Here is a 14826-nt window from a genome sequence, read left to right as displayed (position 1 = left end):
AAAGTCATCTCCAGACGAGAAGACTATCAGTATGAAACCCACCGAACGCAGCTTCGTCCGCCGCATTGACCTTACCTCGCTCCAGCTTTTCGTGGCTGTGTGCGAACTGGGCAGCATCGGGCGCGCGGCGGAACGCGAATTCATCGCCGCATCGGCCATCAGCAAGCGGCTGGCCGATCTGGAAGAAGCGCTCGGCACTACCCTGCTTTATCGCCATACACGCGGCGTTGATCTCACTCCGGCCGGAGAAAACCTGCTCCACCATGCGCGCAGCGTGCTGTTCAGCCTGGAAAAAATGCAAGGTGAGCTTTCCGAATACGCCGATGGCGTACGCGGCCACGTCCGGATGCACGCCAGTATTTCAGCCATCGTACAGTTTCTGCCCGAAGACCTGGGGGCGTTTTCCCGTCTGCATCCGCAGGTCAAGATCGATCTGGAGGAGCATCTCTCCAGCGAGGTCGTGCGCGCGGTACAGGAAGGCGCCGCTGATCTGGGCATATGCAATGCCAGCATGCTCAACCCAAATGGCGGTGTTCTGCAGACGCGCCCGTACCGCGAAGACCATCTGGCTCTGATCGTTCCGAACGGGCATCCGCTGTCCGGGCGGGAAAGCATCGACTTCATGGAAACGCTGGATTTCGATCACGTCGGCTTGCACGCCAATTCATCGCTTTACCTGGCCATGCACCAGGCCGCCGGCGACGCCGGGCGTTCCATCCGGCTGCGCATACGCGTGACCAGCCTCGATGCCATGTGCCGCATGATCCACAACGGCCTGGGCGTGGGCGTGATGCCCGAAAGGGCTTTCGGCCTCATACATGGTGCAGACGACCTGCGAAGCGTGCCGTTGACCAATGACTGGGCCAGGCGCCAGATCCATCTGGTGGCACGTGATTTCGACAGCCTGCCGATCACCGCGCGGGTGCTGGTGGATCACCTTTCCAGCACCCCTGACTCCCCTGCGCTTGCCGCCATAGCTGCATAAAATTCAATTTCCCCACGAGAACTCTCCAAATGACTGCTCGCACCCTCTACGACAAACTCTGGGACGAACACACCGTCCATACCGAAGAAGATGGCACTGCCATCCTCTACATTGACCGCCACCTGGTGCACGAAGTCACCAGTCCGCAGGCATTCGAAGGCCTGCGCCAGGCCGGCCGCAAGGTCTGGCGCGTCAGCTCTGTCGTGGCCACGGCCGACCACAACACGCCCACCACGGGCTGGGAGCGCGGCTACGATGGTATCGAGGATCCCATCAGCAAGGAGCAGATCACTACGCTGGATGCCAACATCAAGGCCTTCGGTGCGGCGGCGTACTTCCCGTTCCTGAATCAGCGCCAGGGCATCGTGCACGTGATCGGCCCGGAGAACGGCGCTACGCTGCCCGGCATGACCGTGGTCTGCGGCGACAGCCATACCAGCACGCACGGCGCGTTCGGCGCACTGGCGCACGGTATTGGCACCAGCGAAGTCGAGCACGTGCTGGCCACGCAAACGCTGCTGGCCAAGAAGGCCAAGAACATGCTGGTGAAGGTGGAAGGAACGCTGAAACCCGGCGTGACCGCCAAGGACATCGCGCTGGCCATCATCGGCAAGATCGGTACCGCTGGCGGCACCGGCTACACCATCGAGTTCGGCGGCAGCGCCATCCGCGCCCTGACCATGGAAGGCCGCATGACCTTGTGCAACATGGCGATCGAAGCCGGCGCCCGCGCCGGCATGGTTGCCGTGGACGAGAAAACCATCGAATACGTCAAAGGCCGCCTGCTGGCGCCCGGTACTGATTCGGTCACCGGCAAATTCGTCGGCGGCCCCGAGTGGGACCAAGCCGTGGCTTACTGGAAAACGCTGCACTCCGACCCTGGCGCACACTTCGATACCGTGGTGGAACTCGACGCCTCCGCCATCGTGCCGCAGGTGACCTGGGGTACCAGCCCTGAGATGGTGCTGGGAGTCGATGCCCGCGTGCCGGATCCCGAGAAGGAAAAAGACTCCGGCAAGCGCGGCGCGATCGAACGCGCGCTCACCTACATGGGCCTGGAGCCCAACAAGGCGATGGAAGACATCCATATCGACAAGGTCTTCATCGGCTCGTGCACGAATAGCCGGATCGAGGACATGCGCGAAGCCGCTGCTGTCGTCAAGCGGCTCGGCCAGAAAGTGGCCCGCAACGTGAAACAGGCTCTGGTGGTGCCGGGCTCGGGGCTGGTGAAGGCGCAAGCCGAGGCCGAAGGCCTGGACAAGATATTCATCGCCGCGGGCTTCGAGTGGCGCGAACCGGGTTGCAGCATGTGCCTGGCCATGAATGCCGACCGGCTCGAGCCAGGCGAGCGCTGCGCCAGCACCAGCAACCGGAACTTCGAAGGCCGGCAAGGCGCCGGCGGCCGTACCCACCTGGTCAGCCCGGCCATGGCCGCCGCGGCCGCGGTGCACGGGCACTTTGTGGATGTTCGGCGTTTTTCCTGACGTTACATACGCCAACAACTTGCTAAGCTAGTCGTCCCTACTTATCGATTCGACTGAAAGGAGCTTTCCATGAAACAGACTCTCGCTCTAGCCCTTATCGCAGCCTTCGCCCTGGCCGGTTGCAACACCTGGAGTGGTGCCAAGCAGGATGCCAAGGAAGTCGGCGGTACCGTGACGCATGCCGTAGGCACTGGCCTGGACAAAGCAGGTGAAGGCTTGAATACCGCGGGCGAGAAGGTCAAGAAAGTCGGCCAGTAAACGCCGCCCTCTTGATGCTGGTTGCATGACCAGCGCACCTGCCTCGAAAAGCTCTCGGTCACCCGCCGAGGATTTTCGAGGGAGATCAGGCACCTTCTCTCTCGCGGTTTCTGGGCTATCGACCGATACGCACTATCTCCTAACTTCTTACCCTACTCTACCGTGGAAAAATTTACCGTACACAAGGGCTTGGCCGCCCCGATGGACCGCGAGAACGTCGATACCGACGCCATCATTCCCAAGCAGTTTCTCAAATCCATCAAGAAAACCGGCTTCGGCCCCAACCTCTTCGATGAATGGCGTTACCTGGATAAAGGCGAGCCCGGCCAGGATCCGGCCGTGCGCAAGCCCAACCCTGATTTCGTGTTGAACCAGCCGCGCTACCAGGGCGCAAGCGTTCTGCTGGCACGCAAGAACTTCGGCTGCGGCTCCAGCCGTGAACATGCTCCCTGGGCCCTGGAGCAATACGGGTTCCGCAGCGTCATCGCGCCGAGTTTTGCCGACATCTTTTTCAACAACTGCTTCAAGAACGGCCTGCTGCCGATCGTGTTGCCAGAGAACGTCGTGTCCACCCTGTTCGACGAAGTCATGGCCTTCCCGGGCTACGAACTGACCATCGACCTGGAATCCCAGGCAGTCATCAAACCCGACGGCAGCGCGCTCGCTTTCGATGTGCAGCCCTTCCGCAAGTACTGCCTGCTCAACGGCCTGGACGACATCGGTCTCACACTGCGCCAGCAAGACAAGATCAAGTCTTTCGAAGCTGAGCGGCTGGCCACCAAGCCCTGGCTGGCCAAGGCTGTGGCATAAGAAAATCCGCGCCGACTTGAAACTCACTCAACAACCATGAAAATTGCAATTCTTCCCGGTGATGGCATCGGTACAGAGATCGTGACCGAAGCCGTCAAGGTCCTCAAGAACCTCGACCTGAAATTCGAGATGGAAGAGGCCCCCGTGGGTGGCGCTGCCTACGACGCGCACGGCCACCCGCTGCCGGAGAGCACGCTCAAGCTGGCGACACAGGCGGACGCTATTTTGTTCGGCGCCGTAGGCGACTGGAAATACGACAAGCTGGATCGCCCGCTGCGGCCCGAGCAAGCCATTCTGGGACTGCGCAAGCACCTGGGCTTGTTCGCCAACTTCCGTCCCGCGATCTGCTACGAACAGCTCACGCACGCCAGCAGCCTCAAGCCCGAGCTCGTGGCCGGCCTGGACATCCTCATCATCCGCGAGCTGACGGGCGATATCTACTTCGGCCAGCCGCGCGGACGCCGCACGGCCCCTGATGGGCACTTCCCTGGCGCCGAAGAAGCTTTCGACACCATGCGCTACACCCGGCCTGAAATCGAGCGCATTGCACGTGTGGCATTCGAAGCCGCACGCAAGCGGAACAAGCGCGTGACCAGCGTTGACAAGGCCAACGTGCTGGAAACCTTCCAGCTGTGGAAAGACGTGGTGACCGAAGTCCACAAGGACTACACCGACGTGGCGCTCGATCACATGTATGTCGACAACGCCGCCATGCAACTCGTCAAGGAACCGAAGCGGTTCGACGTGGTGGTCACCGGCAACATGTTCGGCGATATCCTGAGCGACGAGGCGTCCATGCTCACCGGTTCGATCGGCATGCTGCCCTCGGCCAGCCTGAACGACAAGAAGCAGGGCCTGTACGAGCCCAGCCACGGCAGCGCCCCCGATATCGCGGGCAAAGGCGTGGCCAACCCGCTAGCGACTATTCTCAGTGCCGCCATGATGCTGCGTTTTTCCCTCAACCAGCCCGAAGCGGCGGATCGTATCGAAGCCGCCGTCAAGAAAGTGCTGGCACAAGGTCTCCGCACAGCCGACATCTACAGTGAAGGTACGACCAAGGTCGGTACGCGCGAGATGGGCGACGCGGTGGTGAAGGCGCTCGGCTGACGTCTGCCCAAGGGGGCAAGGGCAGGTTTGAAACCGGCCTTGCCCTACCCTCACGCCCGATGCGTGCTGTCCTACAGCCAAGGCGCTGATTCGCGCCTATCCTAGGTTGTGTCAAGCAATCGCCAGGAGCCGCCATGGCCGACGACACGCCCGAGGAACAACCTGCCCGAACCAGCGCCCGGGTACTGTGGAAAGGCGCCATCAGCTTCGGTTTGGTGCACATTCCGGTTGCACTCTATACCGCCACCTCCAGCCAGGGGGTCGATTTCGACTGGCTTGACCGCCGCACCATGGAGCCGGTGGGCTACAAGCGCATCAACAAGAAAACAGGCAAGGAAATTGCAGCCTCGGACATTGTCAAGGGTGTCGAAATCGAAGACGGGCACTACGTGGTGCTGACACCCGAGGAGATCAAGGCAGCATTTCCGAAAGCCACTCAAACGGTCGAGATAGAGTCGTTCATAGAAGCCAGCGAGATCCCGTTCGTCTATCTGGAGCGGCCCTACTACGTCGCCCCCATCAACCGCGGCGAAAAAGTCTATGCGCTCCTGCGTGAGGCCTTGCTGAGAACCGGGCGCGTAGGTGTCGCGCGGGTCGTGATTTCTTCAAAGCAGCATCTGGCCGTCCTGGTGCCCTCCGGACAAGCGCTTGTCTTGAACCTGCTGCGTTGGGGATCGGAGATCAGATCCTGGGAAGAACTCAAATTGCCGCCGGCAGGGGTGAAAGCCGCGGGCATCAAGGAGGGGGAACTGAAGATGGCCGAGAAGCTGATCGAGGAAATGTCCGCGCCTTGGAAAGCCGATGCCTTTCGCGACTCCTTCAAAGACGAGATCATGCGCCTCGTGCACCAGAAAGCCACTGCAGGCGAGGTGGAAAGCGTCGAAAAACTGGAGCCCCGCACCAAGACAACAACTGGTGCGGAAATCATCGATTTGACCGAATTACTCAAACGCAGCCTGCAAGGCGCGGGAGATCACGATGGCGACAAGGCGGCCAAGCCAGCCCGCGGCAAGACACGCCCCCGCAAACGCGCCTGAAGCTGCCCCGCGCACTCAGAAACAGAAACACGCCTCCGCGCTGTCCCGCTATCAGGCCAGGCGCGACTTCACTCGGACTCCGGAGCCTTCCGGCAAGGGCCACGGCCCCATCTCCCAGTATCGCTATGTTGTCCAGAAGCACTGGGCAAGCCGCCTTCACTACGATTTTCGGCTGGAAGTGGATGGCACCATGAAGAGCTGGGCTGTTCCCAAAGGCCCCAGTCTGGATCCACGCGACAAGCGATTGGCGGTAGAGGTGGAGGATCATCCTGTCGAGTACAACGATTTCGAAGGGCAGATTCCGGCGGGCCAGTATGGTGGCGGGCGAGTCATCATCTGGGACCGGGGCATCTGGTCGCCCTTGCCCGGACATGAACCTCGCAAAGGCCTGAAGGCCGGGAATTTCAAGTTCCAGCTGCACGGCCTCAAGCTGCGGGGAAACTGGGCTTTGGTACGGCTGAAAGGCACGCAAGCCAAGGCCCATTGGCTTCTGATCAAGGAGAAGGATGATGCTGCACGCCCGGTGGGCGAATTCAGCGTGACCGAGGCACTTCCTGACTCCGTCAGCGCCGGACTGCCCCTTGAAGCCCCCCTGCGCCTCTTCCTCCGTCGTCCCTGCGCAAAAGCAAACCACAGCCCGAGCTCATCGCCCCGCAACTCGCTACCCTCGCCGACGCCCTGCCTGCAAGCCCCGGTGATTGGCTGTGGGAGTTGAAATTCGATGGCTATCGCCTGCTGCCGCGGATTGCTGACGGCCGCGCTCAGCTTTTCACACGCAGCGGCCTTGACTGGACGGCGCGCATGCCGGCGCTTGCCCGCACGCTCTCTGCCCTGCCACTGAAAAACGCCTGGCTCGACGGCGAGGTGGTCCACCCTGACGCCAATGGCCTGCCGGACTTCGCGGCACTACAAGCCTCCTTCGATAGCCACAGGGCGGACGCGTTGGTGCTGTATCTCTTCGATCTCCTTTATCTGGACGGCGTCGACTGGCGCAGCGAACCCCTTGCGCTAAGGCGCGCACGGCTGAGCGAACTGCTGGCAGATATTTCCAGCCCCATGCTGCGCCTGTCCCAGTCGTTCGATGCCGATCCGCGCAGCCTGCTGAAAAGCGCGGCCCGGATGGGCATGGAAGGGATCATCGGCAAACAACGGCAGGCGCCTTATCACAGCGGACGCTCAAATGCCTGGATCAAGCTGAAAACGCGCCAAAGTGATGAATTGCTGATTGCGGGTTTCACGCCAGGTCAGGGCGCTCGGTCGGCAAGCGGAGATATCGGGGCGCTGGTCCTGGCGGGGCATGACGCCCATGGCGCCTTGCGCCATGCGGGCAACGTCGGCTCGGGTTTCAGCAGTACCGTGCTCGCCATGCTGAAAAAGCGCCTCATGCCCTTGCGTATCGACCGCAGTCCGCTTGCTCAGGATGAACACGTAGCGGGCCTGGTGCACTGGGTCAACCCTGAACTGGCGGTCCAGATCGCTCACGCGGGCGTCACACCCCAAGGCCGCTTGAGGCAGCCGGTGTATCTGGGTTTGCGCGAGGACAAGCCCCCTTCGGAGATCACACTTCCGGAGGTGCCTGCGACAGGAGCCGCCATGAATCAAAAAACGCCCCCCACCCCCGCCAAGGCCGTTCCGGCGGTCGCCGGCCAGAACATCACCCACCCTGAACGCGTGGTCGATGCCAGTACAGGGGTCACCAAACTCGATGTGGCGCGCTACTACGCCACCGTCGCACCGCTGATCCTGCCGCACTTGGCCTGGCGGCCTGTGGCGCTGTTGCGTGCACCGGAAGGCATTGGAAAAGAGACCTTCTTCCAGAAGCACATGGAAAGCATTCAACTGCCAGGTGTCAAGACACTGGATATGCGGCTTGATCCCGGTCATGCCGGCCTGCTCGAAATCAGTCATGCCAGCGGGTTGCTAGGCGCCGTGCAGATGAACAGCCTGGAGTTTCACACCTGGAACGCTACCCGCGACAAGATTGAACGGCCCGACCGGTTCACGCTCGATCTCGACCCGGGCAAGGGGGTGGCATGGCCTCAAGTGCAGGAAGCGGCTCAACTCGTCCATACCCTGCTCACAGAATTGGGATTGGTGCCGTTTCTGAAGACCAGCGGCGGCAAAGGGCTGCATGTGGTCGTGCCGATCAAGCGGCTGTACGGCTGGGATACGGTCAAGGCGTTCAGCAAGATGCTGACCGAACACTTGGCGCGGCTTATTCCGGATCGCTTCGTGGCATTGTCCGGCCCGAAGAACCGCATCGGCAAAATCTATGTCGACTACCTGCGCAATGGCCGTGGCGCGACCACGGTATCAGCCTGGTCGGCTCGTGCCCGGCCTGGCATGGGAGTTTCCGTGCCTATCGCATGGAGCGAGCTGGAAGAAGTCACCAGTGGCGCGCATTGGCATCTGGGCAACATCGAGTCGCGCCTGCGTGTGGGCAACACGCCATGGAAGGACTACGCGAAGGCCGCGCAACCTATTGGATCGGCCAGGCGCCAGCTGAATGCCGCAAAATAGCGGGCATCATGCCCGCCTTGCTCACCAACCCGCCCAGCGTCCTCGTCTTCGATGTCTTCGGTACCGTCGTTGACTGGCACGGCTCCATTGTTGCCGAAATGGCGCACCTTTTCCCCGACGTGGACGGCGATGCCTTCGCAACCGCCTGGCGCGAGGGTTACCGGCCGGCCATGGCACGGGTGATGTCCGGCGAGTTGGGGTGGACGAAGATCGACGATCTGCACCGCCTGATTCTTGACGATATCCTGCCCTGTTTCGGCCTTCAGGACATGCCTCAGATCGAACGCCGTGAACTCAATCGCGTCTGGCACCGTCTGGCCCCCTGGCCGGATGCCGTGGAGGGCCTCATGCTGCTCAAGCGCCGCCACACTATCTGCACGCTCTCCAACGGCAATATCGGCCTTTTGACGGACATGGCCAAACACGCAGGCCTGCCTTGGGATTGCATCCTGTCCGCCGAAGTGTTCCGCGCCTACAAACCCGATCCGGCGGTGTATCGCGGCGCGGCCGAAGTGTTCGATCTGGCCCCCTCCGATGTCATGCTGGTGGCCGCCCACCACGACGATCTGGCAGCAGCACGCGCTTGCGGGCTGCAGACCGCTTATGTCGAGCGGCCGCTCGAGTTCGGCGCCAGAAAGCCAAAGGACGTTTCGCCCGATCCGGCCAACACCTTGCACGCTCGCGATTTCCTGGATCTGGCCCGGCAACTCTCGGAATAAGAGCGCGAACACGCTCTAAGCGCCTTTCCTGGGCCGTCAATGGGATTTTGCGGAAGTCCTATATAATGAGCGAACCATGAACGCGCATGATCGCCTCGATCTCACCGCTTCGGCTTCTACGCCGAACGCGTGCACGTTCATTGCATCCTCCATTACCACGACCACCATTAAGGGCTGACCCAGCTCTGGTTCGTCGTGCGCCCCCTCCCGGAGCCAGACGAGCCGGGCAGGTCAGACAGATCATCTTGTTTGAAAGGCGCGAAAGAAAATGAAAATCGGAAACACTGTCGGCCTGGTCGGCTGGCGCGGCATGGTCGGCTCGGTCCTCATAGACCGCATGCAGGCCGAAAAAGACTTCGAACTGATCGAACCCATCTTTTTCTCCACCAGCAATGCCGGCGGCCCCGCTCCGGCCATGGCCAAGAATGAGAAGACACTCAAGAACGCGCACGATATCGCAGCGCTGAAGAAGTGCGACATCATCATTACCTGCCAGGGCGGCGACTACACGTCCGAGGTGTTCCCCAAGCTGCGCGCCGAGGGCTGGAAAGGCCACTGGATCGATGCCGCCAGTACGCTGCGCATGAAAGACGATGCCGTCATCGTGCTGGATCCCGTGAACATGCCCGTGATCAAGGACGCATTGGCCAAGGGCGGCACCGACTGGATCGGCGGCAACTGCACCGTCAGCTGCATGCTGATGGGTGTGGGCGCACTCTACAAGGCCGGCCTCGTGGAGTGGATGAGCACACAGACCTACCAGGCTGCCAGCGGCGGCGGCGCGCAGCATATGCGCGAGTTGCTCACGCAGTACGGCACGCTCTACTCCGAAGTGAAGCCCCTGCTGGATGACCCCAAGAGCGCCATCCTCGAGATCGACCGCCAGGTGATCGCCCGCCAGCGGAACCTCAGCGCGGATGAAACCGCCAATTTCCTGGTTCCTCTGGGTGGCTCGCTCATTCCCTGGATCGACAAGGATCTGGGCGATGGCTATTCCCGCGAAGAGTGGAAAGGCATGGCTGAAACCAACAAGATCATGGGCATGGGCGAAGGCTTCGGCACGCCGTCTGTCCCGATCGACGGCTTTTGCGTGCGCGTGGGCGCCATGCGCTGCCACAGCCAGGCGCTGACCTTCAAGCTGAAGAAAGATGTGCCGGTGGCCGATATCGAAGCCATGATCGCCGCCGACAACGACTGGGTGAAAGTAGTGCCCAACAACAAGGAAGCCACCCTGGCCGACCTGACCCCCGTGGCGGTAACAGGCACCATGACCATCCCGGTCGGACGTATCCGCAAGCTGACCATGGGCCCGGAGTATGTCGGCGCGTTCACCATCGGCGACCAGCTCCTGTGGGGCGCGGCCGAGCCCCTGCGCCGCATGCTGCGGATTCTGCTGGATGCTTGACGCCTCCGCCGCAGCGAATTCACTCGTTGCGGCCAGGCAACATCCGGCATTCGATGAAAACACCCCTGCGAGCCCGCTCCCAGGGGTGTTTTCGTCGATAAGGCTCGCGCTGCAGCCAGTTATCCAAAGTACACAAGCCCGCTCGCCACCGGCCTGCCCTTCATAAACAGGCTCTCTAGCTTGTCAGGCTAATTCGTTGATGTTAATGTCGATTTAGCGCCTCCTTGTCGCGGGGCTTGGCATGTCTATTGATCTATGAAGAAAAACACTGGCGCAGTCCACTGCGGAGCGGAGGTGGCGGGAACGATGGCCCCGAACTGGAAGAAAGCCATTCTGGCCTCGGCTGCGGCGCTGGTGGCCATGGGTGCCAGCCTGGATGCTCAGGCGCTGGCGCTTGGCGCCATCACGGTGCGATCGGCCCTCGGCGAGCCTCTGCGCGCCGAGATCGAGGTGCCGCAGATCTCGTCTGAAGAAGCGTCCTCGTTCAAGGCCAGCCTGGCTTCTCCGCAAGCCTTCCGCGCGGCGGGCGTCGAGTACACCCCGCCCTGGCGGGCTCCCGCCTGACGCTGGAGCGCCGCCCCAACGGCCAAGCCTACCTGCGGCTGCAGACCGACCGCCCGATCAACGAACCGCTCCTGGGCGTGGTGATCGAGGCCAACTGGGCCACCGGCCGCATGGTGCGCGACTACACCATGCTGGTGGATCCCCTGGGCGCGCCGTTGCGGCAGCCCCAACGCCCCAGGTGCAACCCAACATCGAGCCTGTCAGGCCATCACCCTCCCGGCCCGTCGTAAGACCGCCGGTCGCCGAACAGACCACGCCCAGCACGCCCTCCCGCGCTCAGGGTCGGCGCTCCGCCGACCCTGCCCAATCCCGCGCCGCTTCGGGTGGCGGAGAGCAGGTCTTGGTGCAGCGTGGGGATACCGCCTACCGGATTGCCAGCGGCCACTTGCCTGAAGGCGTGTCGCTTGACCAAATGCTGATCGCGATGCTGCGCGCCAATCCGAACGCGTTCATCCGCAACAACGTCAACCTCATGAAGGCGGGTGCTGTCCTGGAGATGCCCAGCGCCGAGCAGGCCAGCGCCCTGTCGCGGTCCGCTGCACGCCGCGCCGTGGTAGCGAACAGCCGTGATTTCCAGTCTTACCGCAGGGGGCTGGCACAGAATACTCCGCAAACACAGGTGGAAGCCGCCACACGCAGTGCCTCAGGCCGCGTGGCCGCTCGCGTTCAAGAGGGCTCCTCCGCTCCGTCCAGCCCCGATCGGCTGACTCTGTCAAAAGGAGCTGCCAGCACCGCGTCGGCGGCTAATGCTTCGGAATCGGGTATGGCGCAGTCGCGGCAAGCGCAGGAACAGGGCGACCGCATCGCCGAATTGAACAGAAACATCGCCGAACTGTCACGCCTGCAAGGAGCGCCCGGTGCTTCTGCCGCAGCCAGTGCGGCCACGGGCTCAGCCACGAGCGCCGCAGCCTCTCCGGCGCCATCCGTCAATGTACCTGTGGGTGCCGCACCGGCCGCCAGCGCTGACGTGGCCGTGGCGGCCGCCCCCACTGCAGCATCGGCGGCGAGCGCCACGGTGGCTGCAGCCTCCTCTGCCGGAGCCGCCGCCTCGGCAGCCCAGGAAGCCGCCTCCGCCACGGTGGCTGCTGCCAGCGCCGCCCCAGCCAAGGCCAAACCCGCCGCGAAGAAACCAGCGCCTGCTCCTGTACCCGAGCCTTCGTTTCTTGATTCGCTCACCGAGAACCCGCTACTGCCGGTGGCTGGCGCGGGCTTGCTGGCGCTGCTCCTGGGATATGGCTTCTATCGTTCCCGCCAGAAAAAGAATGCGGAGAGCGCACTCGACAGCACCCTGGAAGAAAGCCCAGGCGGCGACTCTTTCTTCGGGGCCAGTGGCGGCCAACATGTGGACACCCATCAGCGCGGCGCCTCGCGGGGCAGCAATCAGTCGTCGATGATCTACTCGCCAAGCCAGATTGATACGGCTGGCGACGTCGATCCAGTGGCCGAGGCCGATGTGTACCTGGCCTACGGCCGCGACATGCAAGCCGAAGAAATCCTCAAGGAAGCCCTGCGCACTCATCCTGGCCGCATCTCCATCTATCGGAAATTGGCGGAAATCTACGCCAAGCGACGTGATGCCAGGGCGCTCGAAGCCATGGCCACCGAAGCCCGCGTGATTACTAACGGTGCCGGCCCCGACTGGAGCCATATCCGCGATCTCGGCAAGTCACTGGACCCAGCCAACGCGCTGTACGCGACCGGGAACATCTTCACGCCAGACAAACCTGGTGCAGCAGCACGCGACCCAGGCCCCGACACCGCGCCGATGCCGGCCCGCTTGCTCGACGAGAAAGACCTTCCACCCGATCTCGCGTCACTGGACCTGGATCTTGAAAACGCGCTGCTGAAAGCCAGCCCTCCGGCCAAGCCTGCCACCTCTGCGCCTGTCACGCCAGCCGTCAGCCTCCCTGCCAGTCTTGGCGCGGCGGCTGCGGCCGCCGGTGTCGCAGGGAGTGCCATTGGAGCTGCCGCCGCAGCACGCCAAACACCCCGCTCCCCGGTCGCGGAGCCAGCGCCCATGCTGCCTCCTGACATGCCGTCGCTGGATTTTGACCTCGATGCGCCAGCCATAACTCCAGCGGTGTTGCCGGCGACACCTGAACCCAGCAAGGCCGCGGCAGACTCCGGCATGATCGAGTTCGATCTGGAGGCCCTGTCAGTTGATCCCACGTTGCGCTCCAGCGACCGCAACACCAAGCAGCCTGATGACGCTGACGATGATCCACTCAGCACCAAGCTGGCGCTGGCGCAGGAATTCCATGCCATCGGAGATACTGAGGGTGCGCTCAGCCTGATCAAGGAAGTCGTGGCCGAGGCCACTGGCCCGCTCAAGGCGCGAGCCGAGCGTTTCCTGAGCGAGCTGAGTTGAGGCTTGCGCTCGGCGTCAGCTACGACGGGCGCGCCTACCAGGGCTGGCAAAGCCAGCCAAGCGGACTCACGGTACAGGACAAACTGGAAGCCGCGCTGGCGGCTTTCACCACCGGGCCCGTAGCCACGTTGTGCGCGGGCCGCACAGATGCCGGGGTGCATGGCCTGATGCAGGTAGTGCACTTCGATACCGGCTTGAACCGCGAAGAGTTTTCCTGGGTGCGCGGCACCAATCGCTTTTTACCGCAGGACATCGCGGTCCAGTGGGCCCGTGAAGTACCACCGGAGTTTCACGCCCGCGCCAGCGCCCTCGCCCGCCGTTATGCCTACATCCTGCTGGAGTCCCCCGTACGCCCCAGCCTGGACACCGGCCGTGCCGGCTGGGTGTTCCGTCCGCTCGATGGCGACGCCATGCGCAGGGCAGCGGCGCTGCTGATTGGCGAGCATGATTTCACCTCGTTCCGGGCTTCAGCCTGCCAGGCGCTGTCGCCCATCAAGCATATGCAGCACATCGGCATCTCGCGGCGCGGCGCCTACTGGCGCTTCGACTTCGAGGCCAATGCCTTTCTGCACCACATGATCCGCAACATCATGGGCTGCCTGATCGCTGTCGGCCAGGGTTCAAGGCCCCCCGGGTGGATGCATGAGGTGCTGCAGGCGCGCGACCGGGATGCAGCAGCCCCCACGTTCGCTCCCGACGGCCTTTATTTCCTCGGCCCTCTCTATGATTCAAAATGGGGGCTGCCGGAGCGAACAGCTGCGTATGATTGGCTTCCATGAGCCAGAGCCAGACACCACCGAAACCAGCTTCACGGACGCGCATCAAGATCTGCGGCCTCACCCGTGAGGAAGACGTCGACGCCGCGGTTGCCGCCGGCGCGGACGCGATTGGCTTCGTACGCTACGCGAAAAGCCCTCGTCATGTGAGCGCCGAACGGGCAGCCGAGCTGATCCGCCGGCTTCCCCCTTTCGTGAGTTCCGTGCTCCTCTACGTGAATGAGAGCGCCAAGCAGATCGCAGCCGATTGCGCCATGGCGGCACCTACTACCCTGCAGCTTCACGGCGACGAGACCCCAGCGCACTGCGAAGCCATTGCCCGCGCCTGCGGCCGCCCCTGGCTGCGCGCGGCGCGAATCCCCCTGAACCCGCCGCCTGGGGCGAGCAGTTTCAACTTGGTAGAATTCGCTCAGGACTTTCATCTCGCCCAAGCCATCCTGCTCGACGCCGAAGTCGAGGGGTACGGCGGAGGCGGCAAGGCATTTCAGTGGTCACTTCTGCCACCAAGCGTCAATGCTCACCTCGTCTTGTCTGGTGGGCTCACACCTGCAAACGTGGGCGGCGGCATTCGCGCGCTGCGCGGATGCGGGTTTTCGCTCGCGGTTGACGTCAGCTCCGCCGTCGAAGCCGATGGCCCCGACGGCAAGCCGCTCAAGGGTATCAAGGATGCCGGCAAGATCCGGCAGTTCGTCGCCGCCGTGCAGGCAGCAGACGCCCACCACGAATAATCCGGTTCAGCAGCAAATCAAGAGACGGCCCAAGAGACTGCCGCTTAGGCCACCTTCATTTGCCA

The 14826-nt window shown here is 62.8% G+C and carries 14 protein-coding genes; all 14 read left to right on the top strand.

The window, feature by feature from the left end:
- The first annotated feature begins 31 nt into the window (after positions 1-31).
- The 14 genes from WJU18_RS15455 to WJU18_RS15390 all read left to right on the top strand — a co-directional run bounded on the left by WJU18_RS15455 (position 32) and on the right by WJU18_RS15390 (position 14761).
- Positions 32-985 carry a LysR family transcriptional regulator gene (locus tag WJU18_RS15455; protein WP_423460883.1) on the top strand — a complete coding sequence of 318 codons (954 nt, stop codon included), beginning with the start codon at positions 32-34 and terminating at the stop codon, positions 983-985.
- 29 nt (positions 986-1014) lie between these two features.
- A complete protein-coding gene (gene leuC / locus WJU18_RS15450) occupies positions 1015-2469 on the top strand; it encodes a 3-isopropylmalate dehydratase large subunit (protein WP_423460882.1) in 1455 nt (484 codons plus the stop codon).
- Between the two features lie 69 nt (positions 2470-2538).
- On the top strand, positions 2539-2727 hold the full coding sequence (locus WJU18_RS15445) for an entericidin EcnAB (RefSeq protein WP_423460881.1): 189 nt from the start codon (positions 2539-2541) through the stop codon (positions 2725-2727).
- 162 nt (positions 2728-2889) lie between these two features.
- Positions 2890-3537, top strand: a complete 648-nt coding sequence (gene leuD / locus WJU18_RS15440) for a 3-isopropylmalate dehydratase small subunit (protein WP_423460880.1) — start codon at positions 2890-2892, stop codon at positions 3535-3537.
- Between the two features lie 36 nt (positions 3538-3573).
- Positions 3574-4644 carry a 3-isopropylmalate dehydrogenase gene (gene leuB, locus WJU18_RS15435; protein ID WP_423460879.1) on the top strand — a complete coding sequence of 357 codons (1071 nt, stop codon included), beginning with the start codon at positions 3574-3576 and terminating at the stop codon, positions 4642-4644.
- A gap of 134 nt (positions 4645-4778) precedes the next feature.
- Positions 4779-5681 (top strand): Ku protein, encoded by a 903-nt coding sequence (locus tag WJU18_RS15430; RefSeq protein WP_423460878.1) that lies wholly within the window; start codon positions 4779-4781, stop codon positions 5679-5681.
- On the top strand, positions 5623-6396 hold the full coding sequence (locus WJU18_RS15425; RefSeq protein ID WP_423460877.1) for a DNA polymerase ligase N-terminal domain-containing protein: 774 nt from the start codon (positions 5623-5625) through the stop codon (positions 6394-6396). The genes WJU18_RS15430 and WJU18_RS15425 overlap by 59 nt, the downstream gene beginning before the upstream one ends.
- Complete coding sequence (gene ligD, locus WJU18_RS15420) at positions 6393-8201, top strand: DNA ligase D (protein ID WP_423460876.1); 1809 nt, start codon at positions 6393-6395, stop codon at positions 8199-8201. Before WJU18_RS15425 ends, ligD begins: the two co-directional genes overlap by 4 nt.
- Before the next feature lie 8 nt (positions 8202-8209).
- Positions 8210-8920: a haloacid dehalogenase type II gene (locus WJU18_RS15415; RefSeq protein ID WP_423460875.1), complete on the top strand. Its 711-nt coding sequence runs from the start codon at positions 8210-8212 to the stop codon at positions 8918-8920.
- 274 nt (positions 8921-9194) lie between these two features.
- Entirely contained in the window at positions 9195-10325 is a 1131-nt protein-coding gene (gene asd, locus WJU18_RS15410; RefSeq protein WP_423461010.1) for an aspartate-semialdehyde dehydrogenase, read from the top strand.
- Positions 10326-10580: 255 nt separating this feature from the next.
- The gene (locus WJU18_RS15405; RefSeq protein WP_423460874.1) at positions 10581-10889 is read left to right on the top strand and encodes a type IV pilus assembly protein FimV; all 309 of its coding nucleotides are present in this window, start codon (positions 10581-10583) and stop codon (positions 10887-10889) included.
- Positions 10890-11067: 178 nt separating this feature from the next.
- Entirely contained in the window at positions 11068-13257 is a 2190-nt protein-coding gene (locus tag WJU18_RS15400; protein ID WP_423460873.1) for a FimV/HubP family polar landmark protein, read from the top strand.
- A complete protein-coding gene (gene truA / locus WJU18_RS15395; RefSeq protein WP_423460872.1) occupies positions 13254-14036 on the top strand; it encodes a tRNA pseudouridine(38-40) synthase TruA in 783 nt (260 codons plus the stop codon). The genes WJU18_RS15400 and truA overlap by 4 nt, the downstream gene beginning before the upstream one ends.
- Positions 14033-14761, top strand: coding sequence for a phosphoribosylanthranilate isomerase (locus WJU18_RS15390; RefSeq protein ID WP_423460871.1), 729 nt, complete (start codon positions 14033-14035; stop codon positions 14759-14761). Before truA ends, WJU18_RS15390 begins: the two co-directional genes overlap by 4 nt.
- Positions 14762-14826 lie beyond the last annotated feature (65 nt).

The sequence above is a fragment of the Ottowia sp. VDI28 genome, assembly GCF_049532675.1.
Classification (GTDB): Bacteria; Pseudomonadota; Gammaproteobacteria; order Burkholderiales; family Burkholderiaceae_C; genus Ottowia.
This window is presented reverse-complemented; position numbering and strand designations above follow the sequence as displayed.

What these genes read in the sequence shown, in the direction of transcription:
- WJU18_RS15455 (WP_423460883.1), top strand. Translation starts at nt 32, where the DNA reads ATGAAACCCACCGAACGCAGCTTCGTCCGCCGCATTGACCTTACCTCG.
- leuC (WP_423460882.1), top strand. Translation starts at nt 1,015, where the DNA reads ATGACTGCTCGCACCCTCTACGACAAACTCTGGGACGAACACACCGTC.
- WJU18_RS15445 (WP_423460881.1), top strand. Translation starts at nt 2,539, where the DNA reads ATGAAACAGACTCTCGCTCTAGCCCTTATCGCAGCCTTCGCCCTGGCC.
- leuB (WP_423460879.1), top strand. Translation starts at nt 3,574, where the DNA reads ATGAAAATTGCAATTCTTCCCGGTGATGGCATCGGTACAGAGATCGTG.
- WJU18_RS15430 (WP_423460878.1), top strand. Translation starts at nt 4,779, where the DNA reads ATGGCCGACGACACGCCCGAGGAACAACCTGCCCGAACCAGCGCCCGG.
- WJU18_RS15425 (WP_423460877.1), top strand. Translation starts at nt 5,623, where the DNA reads ATGGCGACAAGGCGGCCAAGCCAGCCCGCGGCAAGACACGCCCCCGCA.
- WJU18_RS15415 (WP_423460875.1), top strand. Translation starts at nt 8,210, where the DNA reads ATGCCCGCCTTGCTCACCAACCCGCCCAGCGTCCTCGTCTTCGATGTC.
- WJU18_RS15405 (WP_423460874.1), top strand. Translation starts at nt 10,581, where the DNA reads ATGAAGAAAAACACTGGCGCAGTCCACTGCGGAGCGGAGGTGGCGGGA.
- WJU18_RS15390 (WP_423460871.1), top strand. Translation starts at nt 14,033, where the DNA reads ATGAGCCAGAGCCAGACACCACCGAAACCAGCTTCACGGACGCGCATC.